Here is a 21,141-nt window from a genome sequence, read left to right as displayed (position 1 = left end):
TCAGGCGGAGGCTCGCCGGGTTCGATCACGGAAAAGCCTCACCGGATTAGGTGAAACTCACAGCATGTGGTAACGCGACTACCGACCCGGGTGGGTAATCACGTTCAGGCGTAGTCGGCGCGGCCCGCCGCGACCAGCCGCGACACCAGCCCGGGACCGGTTTCCTCGCGTGTCACGGCGTAGCAGAAGTGGTCCCGCCAGCCGCCCGCGACGTCGAGGTAGCGCTCGAACAGACCCTCCCGCCGATAGCCCGCCTTGGTGAGAACCCGCAGGCTGGCGGCGTTTTCCGGACGCACGGTGGCCTCCAGCCGGTGCAGCCCGGCCGGGCCGAAGGCGTGGTCGGTGACGAGCGCGACGGCGGCCGTCGCCACCCCGCCGCGGACCACTTCGGACGACACCCAATAGCCGATCCAGGCCGATCGGAGCGACGCCCGGATGACGTTACCCACAGTGATCTGTCCGACGAGACGACCGTCCAGGGTGATGGTGAACGGGAGACACTGACCACGGCGAGCGAGCAAACGCAGCGCCGCCCACTGCGACGGCCACGACCAGAAGGCGTTGCGTTCCGGCCACGGGCCGACGCCGGTGGGCTCCCACATTTCGAGGTGCGCGCGGTCCCGGAGCCGGATCCGGCTCCACTCGCCGGCGTCGCGCAGCCGGACCGGCCGGATCGCGACCTCGCCCGCGGGCACCCGCAGCGGGCCGAGCCGCGCCGGCCAGCCCGGGTGCCGGCTCTCCACCGGATAGGACACGCCCGACACGGAGTTCATCAGGCCCGTTGCGCCAGGAAGGTGACTTGGACCTGTTCGCCGGCGGGGACGTCGGTCGCCTCTTCCGGCACGTTGATCAGGCAGTTCGCCTCGGCCAGCGACGCGAGCAGGTGCGCCCCGGACTGGCCGAGCGGCTGGACCAGGTACTCGCCGTTGGCCTCGTCGCGCAGCAGCTGGCCGCGGAGGAAACCGCGCCGGCCCTGGGTCGAGGTGATCGGCGACAGCAGCCGCGCGCCGACGATCCGCCGGTGCGGGTTGCGGGTGCCGCGCGCCGCGCGGATCAGCGGCCGCACCAGCACCTCGAACACCACCAGGGCGCTCATCGGGTTGCCCGGGATCAGGAACGTCGGCACCGAGTCGGGGCCGAGCCGGCCGAACCCCTGGACCGACCCGGGGTGCATCGCCACCCGCGTCATGTCGATCCGGCCGAGGTCGGACAGCGCGGCGTGGACCTCGTCGCCGGTGGCGCCCCCGGCGCCGCCCGCGACCACGACGATCTCCGACATCAGCAGCCGTCCCTCGACGACCTCCCGCAGCCGCTTCGGCTCGCTCGGCACGATGCCGACCCGGCTGACCTCGGCGCCCGCGTCCCGGGCGGCCGCGGCCAGCGCGTAGGAGTTGACGTCGTAGACCTGCCCGACCGACGGCGTCCGGTCGATGTCGACCAGCTCGTCGCCGACGGACACGATCGACACCCGCGGCCGCGGGTAGACCAGGACCTTCGCCCGGCCGACCGCGGCCAGCAGGCCGACCTGGGCCGAGCCGATCGTGTCGCCGCGGCGCACCGCGACGTCGCCGATCTGGACGTCCTCGCCGGCCCGCCGCACGTACCCCGCCGACGGCACCGAGCGGTGCACCGTGACCTTGGCCTGGTGCCCGTCGGTGTAGGCGAGCGGCACGACCGCGTCGGCCAGCGTCGGCAGCGGCGCGCCGGTGTCGACCCGGACGGCCTGGCCGGGCTGGAGCCGCCGCGGCTGGCGCGAACCCGCCGCGATCTCCCCGACGACCGGCAGCTGCACCGGCTCCTGCCCGGCGTTGCGCACGTCGACGCTGCGCACCGCGTACCCGTCGATCGCGGCCTGGTCGAACCCGGGCAGCGCGTGCTCGGCGACCACCTCCTCGGCGCAGAGCAGGCCCTGGGCCTCGGAGATCGCCACGCGCACCGGCTGCGGCCGGACGGCGGCATCCAAGGTCATGGAGATCTGCGCGTCGACCGAGCGCAGCTCGGCCTCGTCCCCGGCCGCCTCGGGCCGTGCCGCGTCGAGGGATTCCGTCATGGGCGCTCTGTCCCGATCCGTTCCGTCAGCCACGCCCGTAAAGATGGACCGTACTCGGGCGTTTCGAGCGCGAAATCGACCGCGGCGCGCAGGAAACCACCCGGATTCCCCAGGTCGTGGCGTCCACCGCGGTGGACGACGACGTGCACCGGGTGCCCCTCGCTGATCAGCAGCGCGACCGCGTCGGTCAGCTGCAGCTCGCCGCCGCTGCCGGGGGTGATCCGCTTGAGCGCGTCGAAGATCGCCCGGTCGAGCAGGTAGCGCCCGGCCGCGGCGTAGGTCGAGGGCGCGTCCTCCGGCTTCGGCTTCTCGACCATCCCGTGCACGCGCTTGACGTCGTCGTCGTCGTCGGTGTCGGTGACGTCGAAGACGCCGTACGGGGAGATCTCGGCCTTCGGGATGTCGAACGCGCAGAGCACGCTGCCGCCGAACTGCGCCCGGACCGCGCTCATCCGCTCGAGCACGCCGGTCGGCAGCACCAGGTCGTCGGGCAGCAGCACGGCGACGGCTTCGTCGTCGGGCTTCAGGTTGGGCTCGGCCTGCGCAACGGCGTGGCCGAGGCCGAGGGCCTGCTCCTGAATGGCGGTTTCGACGGCGAGGAGGTCGGAGCCCCGGCGGACCTTGGCGAGCAGGTCGGTCTTGCCCTTGCTTTCCAGGTTCTGCTCGAGCTCGGGCTGCTTTTCGAAGTACCGGACCACGGCGTCCTTGCCCGGTGAGGTCACGATGACCAGGCGTTCCGCGCCGGCGGCGGCGGCCTCCGCGGCGACCAGCTCGATGCCCGGGGTGTCCACCACCGGCAGGAGCTCCTTGGGCACGGCCTTCGTCGCCGGGAGGAACCGTGTCCCGAGGCCGGCGGCAGGCACGATGGCGGTTCTGAACGTCTGGGTGGTTGCGGCGCCCGTCATGGGCGCAGAGCCTAACGTGAGGTCATGCACGCACTGGGCAATGAGCACCTGAGCAAGACGGAGTGGCGTGACCGGGTGACGCGCGCCCGGGCGGGGCAGGCAGCCGAATCGCACGCCCGGGAGGCTTCGGCGCTGGTCAGTGCGGTGTCGAAGGTCACAGCGGGCACCGTGTGCGCGTACCTGCCGTTCGGCACCGAGCCGGGCACGACGGCGTTCGTCGACGCGCTGGTGGCGGGCGGCGCGCGCGTGCTGCTGCCGGTCATCCGGTCGCGGACGGAACCGCTCGACTGGGCCGAGTACACGGGCGAGGCCGACCTGGTGCCCAGCACGTTCCGGGGCATCCGCGAGCCGGGCGGGAAACGCCTGGGTACCGCCGCTGTGGGCGAGGCGGAGCTGGTCCTGGTGCCCGCGCTGGCCGTGGATCGCCGGGGCGTCCGGCTCGGGCGCGGGGCCGGCCACTACGATCGCTCGCTGGTCTTCGCCGCGGCCGGCGCGGCGCTGCTGGCCGTCGTCCGGGACGAAGAACTGGTCGAACGGCTGCCCGGGGAGCCCCACGACGTGCGCATGACCGGGGCCCTGACACCAGGGCGAGGCGTGGTCGACCTGCCGGTGTGAGCAACCAGGAATTGCCTTCCGGGAAGGTTTTCCCGCACAATCGGGTTAGCACTCAGGTCGGATGAGTGCCAGCAAAGGAGCCGTCAGTGCCTACGTACCAGTACGCCTGCAAAGAATGCGACCACCGGTTCGAAGCCGTGCAGTCGTTCTCGGACCCCAGCCTGACCGTCTGCCCGCAGTGCTCCGGGGTGCTGCGCAAGGTCTTCAGCTCGGTCGGCGTCGTCTTCAAGGGGAGCGGGTTCTACCGCACGGACTCGCGTGACTCCAGCAAGTCGAGCACCGCGGCCGCCCCGGCGAAGACCGAGACCAAGACGGAGTCGAAGTCCGACACGAGCTCGGCATCCTCCTCTTCGACCACGACGAAAACGGCCGCCGCGGCGTCCTGACCCGCAGGTTATCCACAACACCCCGGTTGTCCACAGATGCCGGACGTGGCCCTTCCGGCGGCCCGTCCGGCTTCCCTAACGTCGATCTCGTGCGGCACCCCGCCGCACCCGATCCGGCCGAGGGGGCCCGTGGACATCCTGCCGAAGCTCCGCGCACTTCATCCGACCCGGCTGCCGAGCCGGCGGGCCAGGCTCATCCGCCGCTGGCTCGCCGCCGGCCTGCTCGTCCTGGGCGGCCTTTCGCTCGTTCACCCCGGTTCCGCACGAGGCGCACCGACCGTCCTCGCGGCACACGACCTTCCTTCCGGAGCGGCGCTGAGCGCTGCCGACGTCCGGCTGGCCGACCTGCCCGGCGAAGCCCGTCCGAACGGCGTGCTGAGCACCTTCGAAGCCGTCGAGGGGCGCCTGCTGGCGGGCGCGGTCCGGGCCGGTGAGCCGCTGACCGACGCCCGCCTGGCCACGGCCCCCGCCCGGGGTGATCCCGGCACGGCGACCGTGCCGGTCCGGCTGGCCGACGAGGCCGTCGCGGACCTGCTCCAGCCCGGCCAGCGCGTCGACGTCGTCGCGGCGCCGGAGCAGGCAGTGCCGGCCTCCGTGCTGGCCGCCGGGGCGACGGTCGTGACGGTCGGGCACCGGCAGCCGGCCACCCCCAAGGGGCCGCTGGTGCTGCTCCGGCTTCCGGAAGCGGCCGCGACAACGGTGGCGGCGATTTCACTGGAGCGTCCGGTAACGGTTACTCTCCGCTAGCCCACGCCCGCCGAGACGGGCCGGGCGTCCCCTTCCGGTTCGTGGCTCGTGAGGAGAGCAAGGTGTTCAAAGGCTTCAAGGACTTCCTGATGCGCGGCAACGTCGTCGACCTCGCCGTGGCGGTGGTCATCGGCTCGGCGTTCACGGCGATCGTCACGGCGTTCACCAACGGCCTGATCAAGCCCCTGATCAGCACGATCGGCGGCACCGACGCCGCGAACGGCCTCGGATACCAGATCTTCGACAACAACAAGGCGACGTTCCTGGACTTCGGCAGCGTGATCAACGCGGCGATCAACTTCGTCCTGGTCGCGGCGGTGGTCTACTTCGTGATCGTGCTGCCGGTCAAGAAGGTGCAGGAGCGCCGCAAGCGCGGCCAGGAGCCGGGTCCCTCGGAGCCGACGGACGTGGAGCTGCTGACCGAGATCCGCGACCTGCTGCGCGCCCAGCAGACCAACCAGCGCGGCGCCGACCGCGACTGACGAGGTCAGCGATCGTGGTGCGGTGGCCGGTTCTCCCGGTACCAGTCATCCGGGAGACCGGTGCGCCGCTCGGGATCACGCTCATCGGAGGTCGTCTCGGGCAGAACGTCCCCGAAGATCTCATCAACCCGGCGCCGCTGCTCGCCGGTCTGAGGTTTCCGCTGTTCGCCCGCCATGCCTCGAGTATCCCACGAAGCGCTGTTTGACAACTCCAGAGCGAAGAACCCCTGGCGACTCCACCCGCCGACGCGCCACCGCGGCGCGATCTCAGCCGAGCGCATCGAGCCGCCCCAGCTGCTCAGTACTCAGCACGAGCCCCGCGGCGGCAACGTTCTCCTCCAGGTGCGCAATCCGTCCGGTGCCCGGAATCGGCAGCACCACCGGCGACCGGGCCAGCAGCCAGGCCAACGCCACCTGGGCCGGGGTGGCGCTCACCTCCGCGGCGACAGCGGCAACCACAGCGGCGCCGGACGCAGCCGGCAGAACGGGCCGCCAAGGCAGGAACGCGATGCCCGCCGAGGCGCAGGCCTCGACCACCGGCTCGTGCACACGGTCGAGCACGCTGTACCGGTTCTGGACGCTGGCGATCTCGGCGAGCTCTCGCGCCCGTGCGAGCTCGTCGGCGGTCACTTCGGACAGTCCGAGCAGGCCGACCTTCCCGGCGGACTGCAGCTCGCACAGCGTCCCGAGCTGGTCGGGCAGTGGCGTTTCCGGGTCGATGCGGTGCAGCTGCAGCAGCTCGAGCCGCTCCACCCGGAGCCGGCGCAGGGCTTGGTCGACCTGGTCACGCAGGATTTCGGGCCGGGCGTCGAGCCGCCACTCGCCGCCGGGCCCGGTCCGCGCGACGCCGACCTTGGTGGTGATCAGCAGCTCGTCCGGGTACGGGTACAGGGCCTCGGCAAGCAGTTCCTCGTTGGCCCCACCGCCGTAGAGGTGCGCGGTGTCGATGAGCGTGACACCCAGCTCGACCGCCCGCCGAGCAACGGCGATCGCCCCGGCCCGGACGGCCCCGGCTTCGGTCGGCAGGTGCATCGCCCCGAAACCGAGCCTCCGGACGGTCAGCCTGCCGCCGATCCGGAACTCGAGGGTCACGCCGAAAGCTCGTCGATCAAGAGCGAGGTCAGCGTCGCCATCCCCGAGCGGACCGATGCCCTACCCGACGAGAAAGTCAGCCCGCCACCGATCCGGGACCCGGGCTTCACACCTCTTCGAGGCCCGAAAGCTCGTCGATCACGTGCGGCACGAGCGAGGTCAGCGTCGCCATCCCATCGCGCACCGCGGACCGCGACCCGGCCAGGTTGACCACAAGCGTGCTCCCCGAAACCCCGGCGAGCCCGCGCGAGATCCCGGCGTCGACCGCGCCGGCGGCCAGCCCGGACGCGCGGATGGCCTCGCTGATGCCCGGGATCGGCCGGTCGAGCACACCGGCGGTGGCGTCCGGCGTCCGGTCACGCGGCAGCACCCCGGTGCCGCCGACGGTGATCACCAGGTCGGCGCCACCGATCACGGCGGTGTTGAGCGCGTTGCGGATACCCGCGGTCTCGGCCTCGACCACCACGACACCGTCGACGATGAAGCCCGCTTCTTCGAGCAGCTCCGTGACCAGCGGGCCAGTGGTGTCCTCGTGCTCGCCGTGCGCCACGCGATCGTCCACGATGACCACGAGGGCCCGGCCCAGCCGTTGTGCACTCCGTTCCATGGCGCCCACCGTAGCCGGTTTCGGCGGCCGGGCGCCGGGAGGTTCCGGGTGAGTTCTGACGATTCGGTGACGTGCCGCGGTGAGCGTCGGCGAGCCCCGCCGAAGCCCCCTAGCGTGGCCGGTGTGCGCGTACTGGTCACCGGCGGAGCCGGGTTCATCGGGTCCCACATCGCCGACCTCCTCGCCGACGGCGGCGACAACGTCGTGGTGCTGGACAACCTCCTCCCCACGGCCCACGGTTCCCGCACCCCGCCGCCGTACACGGGCAGGCACCGGTTCCTGCGCGGCGACGTCACGGACACGGAAATCGTCGCGGAGCTGCTGGACGGCGTCGACGCGGTCTGCCACCAGGCGGCAGTGGTCGGCCACGGCATCGACCCGTCCGACGCACCGTCGTACGCCCTGCACAACGACTACGGCACGGCGGTGCTCCTGGCCGGCATGCACGCGGCCGGCGTCGGAAAACTGGTCCTGGCCTCGTCGATGGTCGTCTACGGCGAAGGCCGCTACACGTGTCCCGACCACGGCGTGGTGGCACCCTCGCCACGCCGCCGGTCCGATGTGGACGCGGGCCGGTTCGAGCCGCGCTGCCCGTCCTGCGAAGAGGAGCTGAGCTGGCAGCTGGTGCCCGAGGACGCGCCGCTGAACCCACGCAGCACGTACGCGGCGACGAAGCTGGCCCAGGAACACCTGGCCGGTGCCTGGGCCCGCCAGACGGGCGGCACGGTGTGGGCCATGCGCTACCACAACGTCTACGGCCCACGGATGCCCCAGAACACGCCGTACGCCGGAGTCGCATCGCTCTTCCGATCGGCACTGGCCCGCGGCGAAGCCCCGCAAGTCCTGGAGGACGGCCGCCAGCAGCGCGACTTCGTCCACGTCCACGACGTCGCCAGGGCGAACGTCCTGGCCCTCCGGACACCCGGCCCGAACGACCTCACCCCGCTGAACATCTGCTCCGGCACCCCGCACACGGTGGGTGACCTGGCAACAGAGCTGGCCCGGGCCTGCGACGGCCCGGCACCGAAGGTGATGGGCGGCGCCCGCCCGGCCGACGTCCGCCACGTCGTCGCGGACCCAGCCCGAGCCCGTGAGCTGCTCGGCTTCACCGCGGAAGTCGGCTTCGCCGAGGGCATCGCCGACTTCGCGACGGCCGAACTCCGCGAGCCGGTCTCACCCTGAAACCAGGTCGGCTCCCGCGGCCCCTGAGCCGAACGCCGCGCTGCGTCCGGCTTCGGGCCGCCCGCGCGACCGGACATCACCTGCCGCGGTCCCGGATCACAGCCACAGTCGAGGTATCCCTCGATCCCGGGCCGGCCCGCGCCACGCGGAACCCGGACCAGCCGCGGCCTACGGCATCGCGAGCGGCAGGCGCACCTCGAACCGGCACCCCGGCCCGTGGTTCTGCACCCCGATCCGCCCGCGGTGCGCCTCCACCAGCCCCTTCGCGATGGCCAGCCCGAGCCCGCCCCCACTGGTCGTCCCACCGCGCTCGGGCGTCCGCGCCTGCGTCCCGCGGAAGGCCACGTCGAACACGCGGTTGATCTCGTCGTCCGGGATGCCGCCGCAGGAGTCGTCGACGGCGAGCAGCGCCTCGTCGCCGTCGACGCCGATCTGCACCGCCACCGTCCCGTCGGGCGGGGTGTGCCGGATCGCGTTGGACACCAGGTTCCGCACGATCCGGGCCAGTTCCGGGTCGCTGCCGGTCACCACCGGCCAGGTCGACGCGTTGGCGAGCACCTGGACCCGCTTCCGCAGGGCCACCGGCGCCTGGGCGGCGACGGCGTCGCTCACCACGTCCCGCAGCGGCACCGCGGACATCGTGAGCTCCAGGGCGCCCGCGGTGATCCGCGAGAGCTCGAACAGGTCGCCGACCATCGCGGACAGCCGCCGGGTCTCGCCGCCGATCCGCTGGGCGTAGTCGGCGACCTCGTCGCGTTCGGACACCACGCCGTCGGCCAGCGCTTCGGCCATCGCCTGGATGCCGGCCAGCGGGCTGCGCAGGTCGTGGCTGATCCAGGCGACCAGTTCGCGCCGCGACGCCTCGGCGGCGCGTTCCCGCTCCCGCGCCTCGCGCTCCCACACGCTGCGACGCGCGATCGCCCGGCCGAGGATGATCGCCGCGGGCACGGTGACCAGCGCGACGAGCAGGCAGACCAGCAGCATCGTCGTCAACGCCGGGGTGAACATGAACCCGCTGATGCCCAGGACGCCGGCCAGCGTGGCGAGCACCGGGATCAGCACCAGCACCGTGAGCGTGGTGGCCAGCGAGCCCCGGCGCAGGACGTACAGCGCCACGCCGCCCAGCGCCGCAACCGGCAGCGAGAACAGCAACGCGAACGGCAGGATGTGCCAGAGATGCGTCAGCATCTCCGGCACGGATTCACCCGACCCGATCACGGCTGCTCCCGATCGTAGCGGTAGCCGACACCCCACACGGTCGCCACCCGGGTCGGCTTGGCCGGGTCGCGCTCAATCTTCTCGCGCAACCGTCGCACGTGGACGGTCACTGTGGACTGATCGCCGAAGTCCCAGCTCCACACCTTCTCGAGCAGGTCGGCGCGCGAGTAGGCGACGCCCGGGTGGGCGAGGAAAAACGCGAGCAGGTCGAACTCGCGGGTGGTGAGTGGCAGCTCGCGGCCGCCGAGGGTCGCGGTCCGGGCCTTCATCTGCAGGCGCAGGGCGCCGTCCACGAGCTCGGCGGCGGCCGGCTCCGGGCGGGGCATCCGGGCGCGGCGCAGCACCGAGGCGACACGGAGGGCGAGCTCCTTGGGGCTGAACGGCTTGGTCACGTAGTCGTCGGCGCCGAGCTGAAGCCCGGCGATCCGATTCTCCTCCTCGCCAAGGGCGGTGAGCATGACGATCGGCACCTGGCTCACCTGACGCAGCCGCCGGCACACCTCGAGGCCGTTGATCCCCGGCATCATGACGTCGAGCACGACCAGGTCGGGCTCGTGGGCGGCGAACCGGGCCAGGCCCTCGGCACCGTCGCCGGCCATGTCGACGGTGAACCCGGCCACCTCGAGGTAGCGACGGACGACGTCGCGGACCGTCTCGTCGTCGTCGACCACGAGCACGTGCCCGGTCTGATCGCTCATCACGTCTCCCTCACCAGCCCGTCAGCAGCAGGTGATTGACCGCGAGCGCCGTCGCCGCCTGCGCGGCCAGCCACCACCGGCGACCGGGCCGCGGGAGCAACGCCGTCATCGGCAGCAACCACACCCCGAACGGTAGCCAGATCCGCTCGGTCTCGGCTTTCGACAGGCCCGAAACGTCGGCGAAGAGGATGGCGGCCAGGGCGGCGAGGCCGAGCAGGAGCACCGGGTCGGTGAGCAGGGCCCGGCGCGGGGACGCGACGCCGCGCCGGACGGCGGCCACGACCGCGGGGCCGAGGGCGACGACGACCGCCGCGAGGTCGGCCCACACCCAGTACGAATAGGGCCGGACCAGCGCGACGCCCTGGTAGTAGCGCTCGACGACCAGGTGGTAGCCGTCGAGCCACCAGAAGCCGGCCCAGGCGAACACGCCCACGACGGCGAGCGCCGCGACGATCGCCAGCGCCGCCGACCGCCACTGCCGGCCGAGAACGGCGACCGCCACCGCGAGCACGCCGAGCAGCACCAGGCCGTACGACAGGAAGATCCCGAAGCCGAGCAGCACCCCGGCGGCCAGCCCGGCCGGGACGGCGTACCGGCGGCCGTGGGCGAACCCCGTCGCGGACAGCGCGAGCAGCGCCAGGCCGGTGGCCGTCACGCCGGCGAACAGGCCGTCCGCGGACACGCCGATCCACACCGCGCCGGGGGTGAGGACGGCGAACGGCAGCACCGTGCGGGCCGCCTCGGGCCGGCCGAGCAGCGCGACCGTGGCCGGCACGGCCACCGCAACCAGGCTGCCGGCGAGCACGACGGCCGTGGCCGCCCACGCGCCGCCGTGCAGGCCGAGCCGGTCCAGCCAGACGAAGACGAGCGTCGCGCCCGGTGGGTGGCCCGACACGTGCGTCGTCCACGAATGCGGCTGGAAATCGAGGATGCGGGAGGAGAACTCGCGCAGCATCCGCGGGATGTCGGTGATGCCCGGGACCTCGTGGAGGTACTCCTGCGGAATGGTGAGGTGCCCGGCGAATCCGCGGTCCCAGCCGTCGACCATGGTCAGCGAGAAGATCCAGGCGAGCGAGGCGAGGTAGCCGGCGGCGAGCGCGCGGCGCCACGGCAGCCGGGCGGTCAGCGTGGGGCCGTGCAGGACGACCGCGATCGCGATGAGCACCGCGAACACCGAGCCCGGGCCGACGTGCGGCAGCCAGTCGGCGAACAACGGCGGCGCGGACACGAAGATGATCACGCCGGAGTGCGGCCGGTTGTAGTACAGGCCGACCGCGGTGGCCGTGGCGACGAGCACCGCCGCCGCGGCGACGGCGAGGAGGTCGGCGCGGCGGCCGGTGACCGGGGCTTCGGGTTCGCGGGCAGGCGGCTCGGCGAGCCGGGCTGCCGGGTTCGGCTCGCTCATCGCCGCCCACCCTAGGTCCGCGGCGGCCGGTCCGCGCCCTCGGAGCGGAAGCCGTAACGACGCGGTAAGAACTCACCGGACGTCATGATTCGGTAAGCGCCGCAAGGGTTCTACGCCAATCCCGGACGGACTTACGGTCGGCGGCGTGACTGACTTGGAAGTGGACGTCGTCCTCCCCTGCCTCGACGAAGCGGCAGCGCTGCCCGGCGTGCTGGCCGGCCTGCCACCCGGCTACCGCGCGATCGTGGTCGACAACGGCTCGTCCGACGGCTCACCCGAGGTGGCGGCCTCGCTGGGCGCGAAGGTCCTCCACGAACCGCGTCGCGGCTACGGCGCCGCCGTCCACACGGGGCTGGAAGCCGCCACCGCGGACATCGTGTGCTTCGCCGACGCCGACGGGTCCCTGGACCTCGCCGACCTGCCACAGCTGGTGAGCGCGGTCGGGCACGGCGCGGACCTCGCGGTCGGACGCCGGGTGCCGACCGGTCCCGGGGTGTGGCCGTGGCACGCGCGAGCGGGCAACGTCGTGCTGGCGACGCTGTTGCGCAGCCGTGGGCTGCCGGTGCGGGACATCGCGCCCCTGCGCGCCGCGGACCGGCGGGCGCTGCTCGGCCTCGGTGTCGCCGACCGGGCCTTCGGCTACCCCCTGGAGCTGCTGATCAAGGCCCAGCGAGCCGGGTGGCGGGTCCGCGAGTTCGACGTCCGCTACGGCGAGCGCGCCAAGGGCACGAAGTCGAAGGTGTCCGGGTCGGCACGGGGGACGCTGCGCGCGGTGCGCGACTTCGGGCGGGTGCTGGCCCGATGACGCCGTTCGTCCTGCTGGTCGTGGCCAAGGCGCCGGTCCCCGGATTCGCGAAGACTCGGCTCTGCCCACCCGCGACCCCGGCTCAGGCGGCCGAGATCGCCGCGGCCGCACTGCTCGACACGCTCGACGCCGTCTGCGCGGTCCCCGGCGCCTTGCCCGTCGTCGCGATGACCGGCGACCTCGGCGCCGCGGCCAGGTCCGACGAAATCGGTGCGGCGCTGCGGCCCACGACCGTCATCCCCCAGCGTGGCCGGGATTTCGGGACGCGGCTGGCGAACGCCCACGCCGACGCCGCCGCGGTGCACGCGGGTCTGCCCATCCTCCAGATCGGCATGGACACGCCACAGGTGACGCCGGAGTCCCTCACCGCGGCGGCCGCACCGGTCCGGCACGGCAGCCACGACTCGGTGCTCGGGCCGGCCGAGGACGGTGGCTGGTGGGCGCTGGGACTCGCCGAGCCACGGCATGCGCAGGTTCTCGTGGACGTCCCGATGTCCCGCGACGACACCGGCGAGCGCACGTTGCGCGCCCTCGCCGACCGCGGGTTGCAGACGAGGCAGGCATTCCGCCTGTCCGATGTGGACACCATGGCGGACGCCCGTTCGGTGGCGGCGGCGTGTCCGCGAGGCCGGTTCGCCCACGCCGTCGCGGCCGTCGGCGGACAGGCGGTGGCGTGATGACGGCCCCGGCGAGCGCCGGCCACGAGTTCGACCTCGGCCTGCTCGGGCACCGGTGCTGGCTCGAACTGGCCAGCGGCGAACGGATCGAGCTGGCCGTGGAACGCTGGGCGGAACCGTCCGAGGGCGACGACGTCCTGCTCGACGCGTGTTCCGGCCCCACCATCGACCTCGGGTGCGGGCCCGGGAGGCTGACCGCGGCGCTGGCCGCGCGCGGGGTGGTCGTGCTGGGCGTGGACAGCTCGCGCACAGCCGTCGGGCTGACCCGGCGGCGCGGCGGAAGTGCGTTGCAGCGCAACATCTTCGACCGTCTGCCCGGCGAAGGGCGGTGGCGGCACGCCCTGCTCGCGGACGGCAACATCGGCATCGGCGGCGACCCGGTCACCCTGCTCCGGCGCACGACGCGGCTGATCGCCCCCGACGGCGACGTGCTCGTCGAACTGGAGCCGCCCGGCCGGGGACTCCGGCACGAGCGCGTCCGGCTCCGGCCCGGCCACGCCGACGTCGCCTGGTTCACCTGGGCTTGGGTGGGGGTCGACGCGATCGCCGAAGTCGCCGCGCGGGCCGGGTTGCGCGTCGACCGGACGACCCGGCACGGCCACCGCTGGTTCGCGCGATTGGAGCGATCGTGAAACTCCCGATCCCGGCGGAGGAGCAGTTCCGGGCGCCGGCGCACCACGAGCGGGTGACGTCGAAGATCGGTCTGGCGCTCGCGATCACCTTCACGACGTGCTTCGTGACGGGCTTGCTCAGCCACCTCATCCAGCACCCACCCGGGTGGTTCTCCTGGCCGAGCCGGCCGGTCGGGCTCTACCGCGTCACGCAGGGGTTGCACGTGATCTCGGGCGTGGCTTCGATCCCGTTGCTGCTGGCGAAACTGTGGAGCGTCTACCCGAAGCTGTTCGGCCGGCCGCTCGTCCGCTCGCTGCCGCACGCCCTGGAGCGGCTGTCGATCCTGGTGCTGTCCGGGGCGGCGTTCTTCGAGCTGACGACCGGGCTGCTGAACGTCGCGCAGAACTACCCGTGGGGCTTTTACTTCCCGCAGGTGCACTACGCGGTCGCGTGGCTGGCGATCGGTTCGATCCTGGTGCACGTCGCGGTGAAGCTGCCGATCATCCGCCGTGCCCTGAGCCGGACCACCGTTGAGGAACCACCGGCGGAAGGGCTGTCGCGACGGGGTTTCCTGGTGACCACCGGGCTGGCGACCGGCGTCGCGGTCGTGGCCACCGCGGGCGCGACGGTCCCGTTCCTGCGCGGCGTCTCCGCCCTCTCCTGGAAGACCGGCAAGGGCACTCAGAGCCTCCCGGTCAACCGCACGGCGGCGGCCGCCGGTGTCACGTGGTCGCCGGCCTGGCGGCTCTCCGTGGTGACTGCGCGCGGCACGACGAAGTTCTCGCTCGACGACCTGCGCGCCCTGCCCCAGACGACGGCCGAGCTCCCGATCGCCTGCGTGGAGGGCTGGAGCCAGTCGGCCACCTGGCGTGGAATTTCCCTGCCCACGCTGCTGAAAACCGTCGGCGCGGCCCCGGGCACGGCGGTGCGGGTGTCCTCTTCGGAGCGTGGCGGACTGTACGGCGTCAGCGTCCTCCCCGGCGAGCACACGGCCGACGACCTGACGCTGCTGGCCCTGGAGCTGAACGGCGAGGTTCTCGCCCCCGACCACGGCTTCCCCTGCCGGATCATCGCCCCGAACCGGCCGGGTGTGCTGCAGACGAAGTGGGTCACGAAGCTGGAGGCGCTGTGAAGACCGCCCGCGCGCTCCTCGCGCTGCCCGGCCTCGCGGCGCTGGCCTGGGGCGTGGTGCTGTTCGCCGAGTACGCACTGCCCCTGCGTCCCGATGTCTTCGGCACGGTGGGCTGGATCATCGGCGGCCCGCTCCTCAACGACGCGGTCATCGCCCCGCTGACGGCCCTGCTCGGCTTCGCCCTGTCCCGGCTCCTCCCGCCCCGCTGGCGAACCCCGGTCATCGCGGGCACGGTCATCACGGCCGCACTGGCCATCCTGGCGTTCCCGCTGCTCTGGCGCCCGTACGGAACCCCACCGATGCCCGGCCTCCACGACACCAACCCGGCCCCGGCCCTGGCCATCACCCTGGCCGCAGTCTGGCTCACGGTGGTCCTGACCGCCCTCCGCCACCGTGTCCTCCCCCCAATCACACGTGATGCCCCTCCAATCACGAGTGATACCCCTCCAGACACGCGAGGTGCCCGCCCCGGCACCCCAACCGACCCTCCGGGCACGCGCACCGCCCCTCCCGGCACACCAGCCGACGGCCCGGGCACGCGACCAACCCCAGCCGCTCCTCAAGGCACACCGGCCGCCCCTCCGGACACGCGGCCTACCCCGCCGCGCGACCCGGCCGACCTTCCAGACACGCCAGCCGACCCTCCAGACACGCGGCCCGCCGAGTCCGCCTTCCCGGCCAACCCTCCAGGCACGCAAGCCGACCGCCCCGGCACGCCGGCCGACCGTCCCTGAACCGGGCACAAATGCGGCCACGCGCGACCGGCATCGAGTGCCTGGTCGCGCGTGGCCTTGTGGGTCCGGCCCCGGATACGGGGGTCGAGCCGAAGTTGGTCTCGGCCGCGCCAGGGCGGCCGAGCGTCTGGATCAGCGATCAGTTGGGCTGGACGGGCTGGCCGCCGAAGGTCACCTCGACCGTGCGGCCGTCGGCGAGGGTGAACGTCGCCTTCTCGTCCGGGGCCCGGGTGCGGACCGCCGCGACCAGCGTGTCGGCCGAGTCGATCGGGCGGTCGTCGATCTTGGTGACGACGTCGCCCGCCTTCAGGCCGGCCTTCTCCGCCGGGCTGCCGGCCTTGATCGCGCCGAGCTCGGCGCCGCCCTGCGGGGCGTCCTTGACCTCCGCACCGATGTAGGTCTGCACCGCCTGGCCGGTCTTGATGATCGTGTCCGCCGTGCGGCGGGCCTGGTCGATCGGGATGGCGAAGCCGATGCCGACGTTGCCACCCTCGGACGCGCCCTGGCCCTGGCCACCCGACTGCGGGCTGTAGATCGCCGAGTTGATGCCGATGACCTGGCCGGACATGTTCGCCAGCGGACCACCCGAGTTACCCGGGTTGATCGCCGCGTCGGTCTGGACCGCGTCCATCACCGTGGTCTGGTCGCCGCTGCTGCCGCCCGCCCGCACCGGCCGGTGCAGCGAACTGACGATGCCCGACGTCACCGTGCCGGCCAGCTCGAACGGAGAGCCGATGGCCACCACCGACTGGCCGACGCGCAGGTCGTCGGACCGGCCGAGCTCCACCGGGGTCAGGTTGCCGACGCCGTTGACCTTGACGACCGCGATGTCGGTCGTCGGGTCCCGGCCGACGATCTTGGCGGCGGCCTTCTTGCCGTCCTGGAACACCGCCTGGATCTGGCCGCCGTTCGCGCCGACCTCGACGACGTGGTTGTTCGTCAAGATGTAGCCGTCGGTGCTGATCACGAAGCCGGAGCCTTCGCCGGCCGCCTGCTGGCCGCTGACCTGCAGCTCGACCACGCTGGGCGACAGCTTCTGCGCGACGGACTCGACCGAGCCGGCGGGCGCGTTGCCCGTCTGCTGGGCCGGCTTCGGCGCGTCGAGAGCGTTGCTGGACGCGCCGGACGACCCGCCGGTCAGATACCCGACCGCCCCGCCCGCGACGCCGCCGACCAGCAGCGCGACCAGCGCGACGCCGGCGAGCAGCTTCCCGCCGGAGCGCTTGGGCTCGGGCGGCGCGGCCACCGGGTAACCGCCGGTGGCGGGCTGCCCGTACGGGTTCGGCGGCGGGTAGACGCTCTGCTGGGTTTGGCCGGACGGCATCTGCGCGCCCTGGGCCGACCACGGGTTCGCATTCTGCCCGCCGTACGCCGGATCGGCCCCGGTCACCGCGTGGTAGGACGGCTCCGAGTACTGCGGCGCACCGCCGGACTCGGGCTGGGCCTGCTCACCGTACGGGTTCCCCGCCCAACCGCCCTGCGCCGGCTGCTGGCCGGTCTCGGGGTGCCTCGGCGCCGCGGGGTCGTGTGCGCTGGGGTCGTTCTCGGTCATGTCCTCACCTTGCGCGATGGTCCTGAGAGGTTCCTGAGCCGAACCTGTGCATCGCAGATGAGTATGGCCGCTCAGCCCGCCGCGCGGAGCCGTTCCGCGATCTGCTCCGGCGTCGCGTCGTTGATCCACACCGCCATGCCCGATTCGGACCCCGCCAGGTACTTCAGCTTGTCCTTCGCGCGCAGCACGGAGAACAGTTCCAGGTGGAGCCAGCCGAGCTCGCGGTCGCGGCGCACCGGCGCCTGGTGCCACGCGGCGATGTAGGGCAGCGGCCGGTCGTACAGCGCGTCGCAGCGGCGCAGCACGTCGAGGTAGACGTCGGCGAAGTCGTCGCGCTCGGCGTCGGTCAGCGCGGGGATGTCCGGGACCTGCCGGTGCGGCACGATCTGGACCTGGACCGGCCAGCGCGCCGCCGGCGGCACGTACGCCGTCCAGTGCTCGCCGGAGATCACCACGCGCGCGCCGGACTTGCGTTCGGCCGCGAGCACGTCGCCGAGCACCGGGCGGCCGTGTTCGGCCTGGTAGGCGCGGGCGACGTCGAGCATCCGCTCGGTCTTCGGCGTGACGAACGGGTAGCCATAGATCTGCCCGTGCGGGTGCGACAGCGTGACGCCGATTTCCTCGCCGCGGTTCTCGAACGGGAAGACCTGCTCGACGCCGGGCACCGCGGAAAGCCCGGTCGTGCGGTCCGCCCACGCGTCCACCACGGCCCGCACCTGCTTCGCGCTCAGCTGCGCGAAAGAACCGTCGTGGTTGCTGGTGAAGCAAACCACCTCGCAGCGGCCGCGCCCGGGCCGCACCGGCACCAGCCCGAAACCATCCACAGTGGACGGCTCGCCGACGACGTCCTCGGCGAAGGACGGGAACCGGTTCTCGAAGACGACGACGTCGTAATCGCTTTCCGGGATTTCGCTCGGTTTGCCGGGCTTGCTCGGGCACAGCGGGCACAGGTCGGCCGGCGGCTTGTAGGTCCGCGTCTGGCGGTGCGCGGCCATCGCGACCCACTCACCGGTCAGCGGGTCCCGCCGGATCTCCGACGCGGCCGAAACCGGCGGCAGGTCGCGGGTGTCCTCGGCGACACGGTCGGGCGCGCCGGGCTGGTCGAAGTAGATGATCTCCCGGCCGTCGGCCAGGTGTCGTACGGTGCGCTTCACGCTTCTTGGGCCTCGTCCGTCTCCGCCGTCTCGGCGATCATGAGTTCTCCCGCCCGTTCGGCGAGAATTTCCTTGGCCTCGTCGGGAATCCCGTCATCGGTGACGACGACGTCGGCCTCGTCCAGGTCGGCGATCGTCGAGATCCCGACGGTGCCCCACTTGGTGTGGTCGGCGAGCACGACCAGCTTGCGCCCGGCCTCGACCAGCGCGCGGTCGGTCTCGCTCTCGGTGAGGTTCGGGGTCGTGAAGCCCGGCCCGTCGGCCATCCCGTGCACGCCGAGGAAGACGGCGTCCAGGTGCAGCGACCGCAGGCTGTGCACGGCGACCGGCCCGACCAGCGCGTCCGACGGCGTCCGCACCCCGCCGGTGAGCACGACGGTGCGGTCCGGCTGCGTCGACCCGCGGAGCACGTCGGCGACCTGGATCGAGTTGGTCACGATGGTGAGCCCGGGGATGGCGTCGAGCGCCCGCGCCAGGGTCCACGTCGTGGTGCCGGCGGAGAGGCCGATCGCGGTGCCGGGCCGGACCAGCGTCGCGGCGAGCTCGGCGATGGCTTCCTTCTGCGCCCGCTGGCGCACGGACTTGGCCTCGAAGCCGGGTTCGTCGGTGCTCTTGCCGACGACCGAAGTGGCGCCGCCGTAGACCTTCTCCACGAGCCCACGCCCGGCGAGGACGTCGAGGTCGCGGCGCACCGTCATGTCGGACACGCCCAGCCTGGTCACGAGGTCGCTCACGCGGACCGCACCGGTTCGGCGTGCCTCTTCCAGGATCACCGCCTGTCGCTGACGCGCCAGCACCGTTCACTCCGTCCGTCGAGCCTCAACCACACAAAATCCTACACGATTCAACACGAGATCCGCAGGAGCAGCGTGGGTGAACTTCGAAACAACAGGTCAGGGCAGGCGCGCGCCGACCAGGGTGCACAACACCACCAGAGGGAGCGCGAACAAGCAACAGCCGACCGCCCGCGGGCGGATCTCAGCCGGGCGCCCCCGGCAGCCGGATCGTCATCAACGCGCCGCCTTCGGGCGCCCGCGAGGCGTACACCGCGCCGCCGTGCCGCTCGGCCGCGTGCTTCACGATCGCCAGGCCGAGGCCCGAGCCCGGCAGCGTCCGCGCCTCCGACGAGCGGTAGAAGCGGTCGAACACCTTGGGCAGGTCCTCTTCGGCGATGCCCGGCCCGGCGTCGGCGACCTCGACCACGGCGGTGCCGTCGCCGAGCGGGTACAGCCGCACCCACACCGTCGCGTCGGGCGGCGAGAACTTCACCGCGTTGTCCAGCAGGTTCAGCACCGCGCGCTCAAGCGAGCTGTTGTCGCCGGTGAGCACCCACGGCTGCAGCGAGACGTCGAAGTTGATCTCGCCCGCGCGCCGCCGGGCCCGGTCGAGCGCCCGCTCGACGACCTCCAGCAGCTCGACGCGCTCGAAGCGCTCGCGCGGCTCGTCCTGGCGCGCGAGCTCGACCAGGTCACCGATGAGCTGCGTCAGCTCGTCGAGCTGCCCGCTGATGTCCGCGACGATGTCGACGCGGTCTTCGTCCCGCAACGGCGGCGCGCCCGGCTTGCTGGCGGCGAGCAGCAGTTCGAGGTTGGTACGCAGCGACGTCAACGGCGTCCGCAGCTCGTGGCCGGCGTCGGCGACCAGCTGGCGCTGGCGTTCCTGCGAGTCCGCGACCGTGCCGAGCATGGTGTTGAAGGACTGGGTGAGGCGTGCGAGCTCGTCGTCACCGCTGACCGGGATGGGCCGCAGGTCGCCGGTCTTGGCGACGCGCTCGGCGGCCGACGTCAGCCGGTCGACCGGGCGCAGGCCGGCGCGCGCCACCGCCGTCCCCGCCGCGGCGGCGACCAGGATGCCGGCGCCGCCGATCAGGAAGAGCACCAGCGCGAGCTCGTTCAGCGTGCGCTTGGTCGGGCCCATCGACTGGGCCAGCACGATGGCCTCGCCGTGCCCGGTCGGCAACGCGACCACGCGGCTGTCGGAGCGAAAGTCCGTCCGCAGCGACTCCGCGGAATCGCCGTTCGCGACCGCCAGCTCGTCCTGCCCGAACGGCGGCGGCGAGCTCGACAGCGGGTACGTCATCACCGCGTGCTGGACGTCGGGCGCCGCGTTGAGCTGCCCGATCTGCAGGTCGGCACTGGCGAGGAAGGCGCCGGGGACCTGCCGCAGCTCGGTCTGCACCTGCGGCGAGTCGGCCGCCGCCTGCGCGCGGGCCAGCAGGCTGTCGTCGAGCTGCTGGTACAGGTTGCTGCGCACGACCATGTACGCGCCGATCGACACCAGCGCGACGGCGCCGGCGACACAGGCGGCGGCGAGCAGCGTCACCCGGCCGCGCAGCGAGAACCGGCGGGCTCCCCAGCGCGTGCCGCGGGGATCGCCGGGTTCGGTCACGGCGGGGTTTCCCTCAGGACGTACCCCACTCCCCGCACCGTGTGGATCAGCCTCGGCTCCCCCTCGGCCTCCGTCTTGCGGCGCAAATAACCGACGTAGACCTCCAGCGCGTTGCCCGACGTCGGGAAGTCGTAACCCCATACTTCCTCCAGGATCCGGCCACGCGTGAGGACGTGCTTCGGGTAGGAAAGGAACAGTTCCAGCAGGGCGAATTCGGTCCGGGTCAGGCTGATCTCGCGGCCGCCGCGGCGGACCTCCCGCGTGCCGGGGTCGAGGGTCAGGTCCGCGAAGGACAGGACCTCCGACGCCTGGCCGTTCTGCCCCTCCGGCATGGCGCGGCGCAGCAGCGCCCGCAACCGGGCGAGCAGCTCCTCGAGCGCAAAGGGCTTCGGCAGGTAGTCGTCGGCGCCGGCGTCCAGCCCGGACACCCGGTCGGAGACGGTGTCGCGCGCGGTCAGCACCAGGATCGGCAGGTCGTCACCGGTGCTGCGCAGGCGGCGAGCGACCTCCAGGCCGTCGAGCCGGGGCATCATGACGTCGAGCACCATCGCGTCCGGCCGGTCGGCGATGATCGCCTCCAGGGCCTGCGCACCGTCACTGGCCAGCTGGACCTGGTAGCCGTTGAACTCCAGGGACCGCCGGAGCGACTCACGGACGGCGCGGTCGTCGTCCACCACAAGGATGCGCATGGCGCTAGTTT

24 protein-coding genes are annotated in these 21,141 nt (G+C 72.6%); 10 read left to right on the top strand and 14 right to left on the bottom strand.

Annotated features, from left to right (window positions below):
• Window positions 1-104: 104 nt before the first annotated feature.
• The 3 genes from ACWEF6_RS10495 to ACWEF6_RS10485 are packed head-to-tail and all read right to left on the bottom strand — an operon-like array spanning window position 105 to window position 2,955.
• Window positions 105-773 (bottom strand): GNAT family N-acetyltransferase, encoded by a 669-nt coding sequence (locus tag ACWEF6_RS10495; protein ID WP_449682664.1) that lies wholly within the window; start codon window positions 771-773, stop codon window positions 105-107.
• The gene (gene glp / locus ACWEF6_RS10490; RefSeq protein ID WP_449682663.1) at window positions 773-2,050 is read right to left on the bottom strand and encodes a molybdotransferase-like divisome protein Glp; all 1,278 of its coding nucleotides are present in this window, start codon (window positions 2,048-2,050) and stop codon (window positions 773-775) included. The genes ACWEF6_RS10495 and glp overlap by 1 nt, the downstream gene beginning before the upstream one ends.
• On the bottom strand, window positions 2,047-2,955 hold the full coding sequence (locus ACWEF6_RS10485; protein WP_449682662.1) for a UTP--glucose-1-phosphate uridylyltransferase: 909 nt from the start codon (window positions 2,953-2,955) through the stop codon (window positions 2,047-2,049). Before ACWEF6_RS10485 ends, glp begins: the two co-directional genes overlap by 4 nt.
• 24 nt (window positions 2,956-2,979) lie before the next feature.
• Between ACWEF6_RS10485 and ACWEF6_RS10480 the strand changes: the two genes are divergently transcribed.
• The 4 genes from ACWEF6_RS10480 to mscL all read left to right on the top strand — a co-directional run bounded on the left by ACWEF6_RS10480 (window position 2,980) and on the right by mscL (window position 5,185).
• Complete coding sequence (locus tag ACWEF6_RS10480) at window positions 2,980-3,570, top strand: 5-formyltetrahydrofolate cyclo-ligase (protein ID WP_449682661.1); 591 nt, start codon at window positions 2,980-2,982, stop codon at window positions 3,568-3,570.
• Between the two features lie 86 nt (window positions 3,571-3,656).
• On the top strand, window positions 3,657-3,956 hold the full coding sequence (locus ACWEF6_RS10475; protein ID WP_449682660.1) for an FmdB family zinc ribbon protein: 300 nt from the start codon (window positions 3,657-3,659) through the stop codon (window positions 3,954-3,956).
• A 129-nt stretch (window positions 3,957-4,085) separates the two neighbouring features.
• Window positions 4,086-4,703, top strand: a complete 618-nt coding sequence (locus ACWEF6_RS10470) for an SAF domain-containing protein (protein ID WP_449682659.1) — start codon at window positions 4,086-4,088, stop codon at window positions 4,701-4,703.
• A 62-nt stretch (window positions 4,704-4,765) separates the two neighbouring features.
• The gene (gene mscL, locus ACWEF6_RS10465; RefSeq protein ID WP_449682658.1) at window positions 4,766-5,185 is read left to right on the top strand and encodes a large-conductance mechanosensitive channel protein MscL; all 420 of its coding nucleotides are present in this window, start codon (window positions 4,766-4,768) and stop codon (window positions 5,183-5,185) included.
• Window positions 5,186-5,190: 5 nt separating this feature from the next.
• Here mscL and ACWEF6_RS10460 read toward each other — a convergent pair whose 3' ends face one another.
• The 3 genes from ACWEF6_RS10460 to ACWEF6_RS10450 form a co-directional block, all read right to left on the bottom strand.
• Window positions 5,191-5,361 carry a hypothetical protein gene (locus ACWEF6_RS10460; RefSeq protein WP_449682657.1) on the bottom strand — a complete coding sequence of 57 codons (171 nt, stop codon included), beginning with the start codon at window positions 5,359-5,361 and terminating at the stop codon, window positions 5,191-5,193.
• 91 nt (window positions 5,362-5,452) lie between these two features.
• On the bottom strand, window positions 5,453-6,277 hold the full coding sequence (locus ACWEF6_RS10455) for an aldo/keto reductase (RefSeq protein ID WP_449682656.1): 825 nt from the start codon (window positions 6,275-6,277) through the stop codon (window positions 5,453-5,455).
• A 106-nt stretch (window positions 6,278-6,383) separates the two neighbouring features.
• Window positions 6,384-6,884: a MogA/MoaB family molybdenum cofactor biosynthesis protein gene (locus ACWEF6_RS10450; protein ID WP_013230045.1), complete on the bottom strand. Its 501-nt coding sequence runs from the start codon at window positions 6,882-6,884 to the stop codon at window positions 6,384-6,386.
• 123 nt (window positions 6,885-7,007) lie between these two features.
• Between ACWEF6_RS10450 and ACWEF6_RS10445 the strand changes: the two genes are divergently transcribed.
• Complete coding sequence (locus ACWEF6_RS10445) at window positions 7,008-8,066, top strand: NAD-dependent epimerase/dehydratase family protein (protein ID WP_449682655.1); 1,059 nt, start codon at window positions 7,008-7,010, stop codon at window positions 8,064-8,066.
• 168 nt (window positions 8,067-8,234) lie between these two features.
• On the opposite strand, the gene ACWEF6_RS10440 is transcribed toward ACWEF6_RS10445, so the two are convergent.
• The 3 genes from ACWEF6_RS10440 to ACWEF6_RS10430 are packed head-to-tail and all read right to left on the bottom strand — an operon-like array spanning window position 8,235 to window position 11,387.
• Window positions 8,235-9,284, bottom strand: a complete 1,050-nt coding sequence (locus ACWEF6_RS10440; protein WP_449682654.1) for a sensor histidine kinase — start codon at window positions 9,282-9,284, stop codon at window positions 8,235-8,237.
• Complete coding sequence (locus tag ACWEF6_RS10435) at window positions 9,281-9,982, bottom strand: response regulator transcription factor (protein ID WP_449682653.1); 702 nt, start codon at window positions 9,980-9,982, stop codon at window positions 9,281-9,283. Before ACWEF6_RS10435 ends, ACWEF6_RS10440 begins: the two co-directional genes overlap by 4 nt.
• Window positions 9,983-9,992: 10 nt before the next feature.
• Entirely contained in the window at window positions 9,993-11,387 is a 1,395-nt protein-coding gene (locus ACWEF6_RS10430; protein ID WP_449682652.1) for a hypothetical protein, read from the bottom strand.
• Between the two features lie 160 nt (window positions 11,388-11,547).
• Between ACWEF6_RS10430 and ACWEF6_RS10425 the strand changes: the two genes are divergently transcribed.
• The 5 genes from ACWEF6_RS10425 to ACWEF6_RS10405 are packed head-to-tail and all read left to right on the top strand — an operon-like array spanning window position 11,548 to window position 15,347.
• On the top strand, window positions 11,548-12,192 hold the full coding sequence (locus ACWEF6_RS10425) for a glycosyltransferase family 2 protein (RefSeq protein ID WP_449682721.1): 645 nt from the start codon (window positions 11,548-11,550) through the stop codon (window positions 12,190-12,192).
• On the top strand, window positions 12,189-12,869 hold the full coding sequence (locus ACWEF6_RS10420; RefSeq protein ID WP_449682651.1) for a TIGR04282 family arsenosugar biosynthesis glycosyltransferase: 681 nt from the start codon (window positions 12,189-12,191) through the stop codon (window positions 12,867-12,869). Before ACWEF6_RS10425 ends, ACWEF6_RS10420 begins: the two co-directional genes overlap by 4 nt.
• Window positions 12,869-13,501 carry a methyltransferase domain-containing protein gene (locus tag ACWEF6_RS10415; RefSeq protein WP_449682650.1) on the top strand — a complete coding sequence of 211 codons (633 nt, stop codon included), beginning with the start codon at window positions 12,869-12,871 and terminating at the stop codon, window positions 13,499-13,501. Before ACWEF6_RS10420 ends, ACWEF6_RS10415 begins: the two co-directional genes overlap by 1 nt.
• Window positions 13,498-14,613 (top strand): molybdopterin-dependent oxidoreductase, encoded by a 1,116-nt coding sequence (locus tag ACWEF6_RS10410; protein ID WP_449682649.1) that lies wholly within the window; start codon window positions 13,498-13,500, stop codon window positions 14,611-14,613. The genes ACWEF6_RS10415 and ACWEF6_RS10410 overlap by 4 nt, the downstream gene beginning before the upstream one ends.
• On the top strand, window positions 14,610-15,347 hold the full coding sequence (locus tag ACWEF6_RS10405) for a hypothetical protein (protein WP_449682648.1): 738 nt from the start codon (window positions 14,610-14,612) through the stop codon (window positions 15,345-15,347). Before ACWEF6_RS10410 ends, ACWEF6_RS10405 begins: the two co-directional genes overlap by 4 nt.
• 139 nt (window positions 15,348-15,486) lie before the next feature.
• Here the strand turns inward: ACWEF6_RS10405 and ACWEF6_RS10400 are convergent, their stop codons facing one another.
• From ACWEF6_RS10400 to ACWEF6_RS10380, 5 genes are all read right to left on the bottom strand, one after another.
• Entirely contained in the window at window positions 15,487-16,899 is a 1,413-nt protein-coding gene (locus ACWEF6_RS10400; protein ID WP_449682647.1) for a trypsin-like peptidase domain-containing protein, read from the bottom strand.
• 71 nt (window positions 16,900-16,970) lie between these two features.
• Window positions 16,971-18,053 carry a galactose-1-phosphate uridylyltransferase gene (galT, locus tag ACWEF6_RS10395; RefSeq protein ID WP_449682646.1) on the bottom strand — a complete coding sequence of 361 codons (1,083 nt, stop codon included), beginning with the start codon at window positions 18,051-18,053 and terminating at the stop codon, window positions 16,971-16,973.
• Window positions 18,050-18,850, bottom strand: coding sequence for a DeoR/GlpR family DNA-binding transcription regulator (locus tag ACWEF6_RS10390; RefSeq protein ID WP_449682645.1), 801 nt, complete (start codon window positions 18,848-18,850; stop codon window positions 18,050-18,052). Before ACWEF6_RS10390 ends, galT begins: the two co-directional genes overlap by 4 nt.
• A gap of 181 nt (window positions 18,851-19,031) precedes the next feature.
• On the bottom strand, window positions 19,032-20,441 hold the full coding sequence (locus ACWEF6_RS10385; protein WP_449682644.1) for a HAMP domain-containing sensor histidine kinase: 1,410 nt from the start codon (window positions 20,439-20,441) through the stop codon (window positions 19,032-19,034).
• Entirely contained in the window at window positions 20,438-21,130 is a 693-nt protein-coding gene (locus ACWEF6_RS10380) for a response regulator transcription factor (protein ID WP_176174720.1), read from the bottom strand. The genes ACWEF6_RS10385 and ACWEF6_RS10380 overlap by 4 nt, the downstream gene beginning before the upstream one ends.
• Window positions 21,131-21,141 lie beyond the last annotated feature (11 nt).

The organism is Amycolatopsis sp. NPDC004772, from assembly GCF_053601215.1.
The sequence above is the reverse complement of the archived record's forward strand: the minus strand, read 5'-3'. Positions and strand labels throughout refer to the sequence as shown.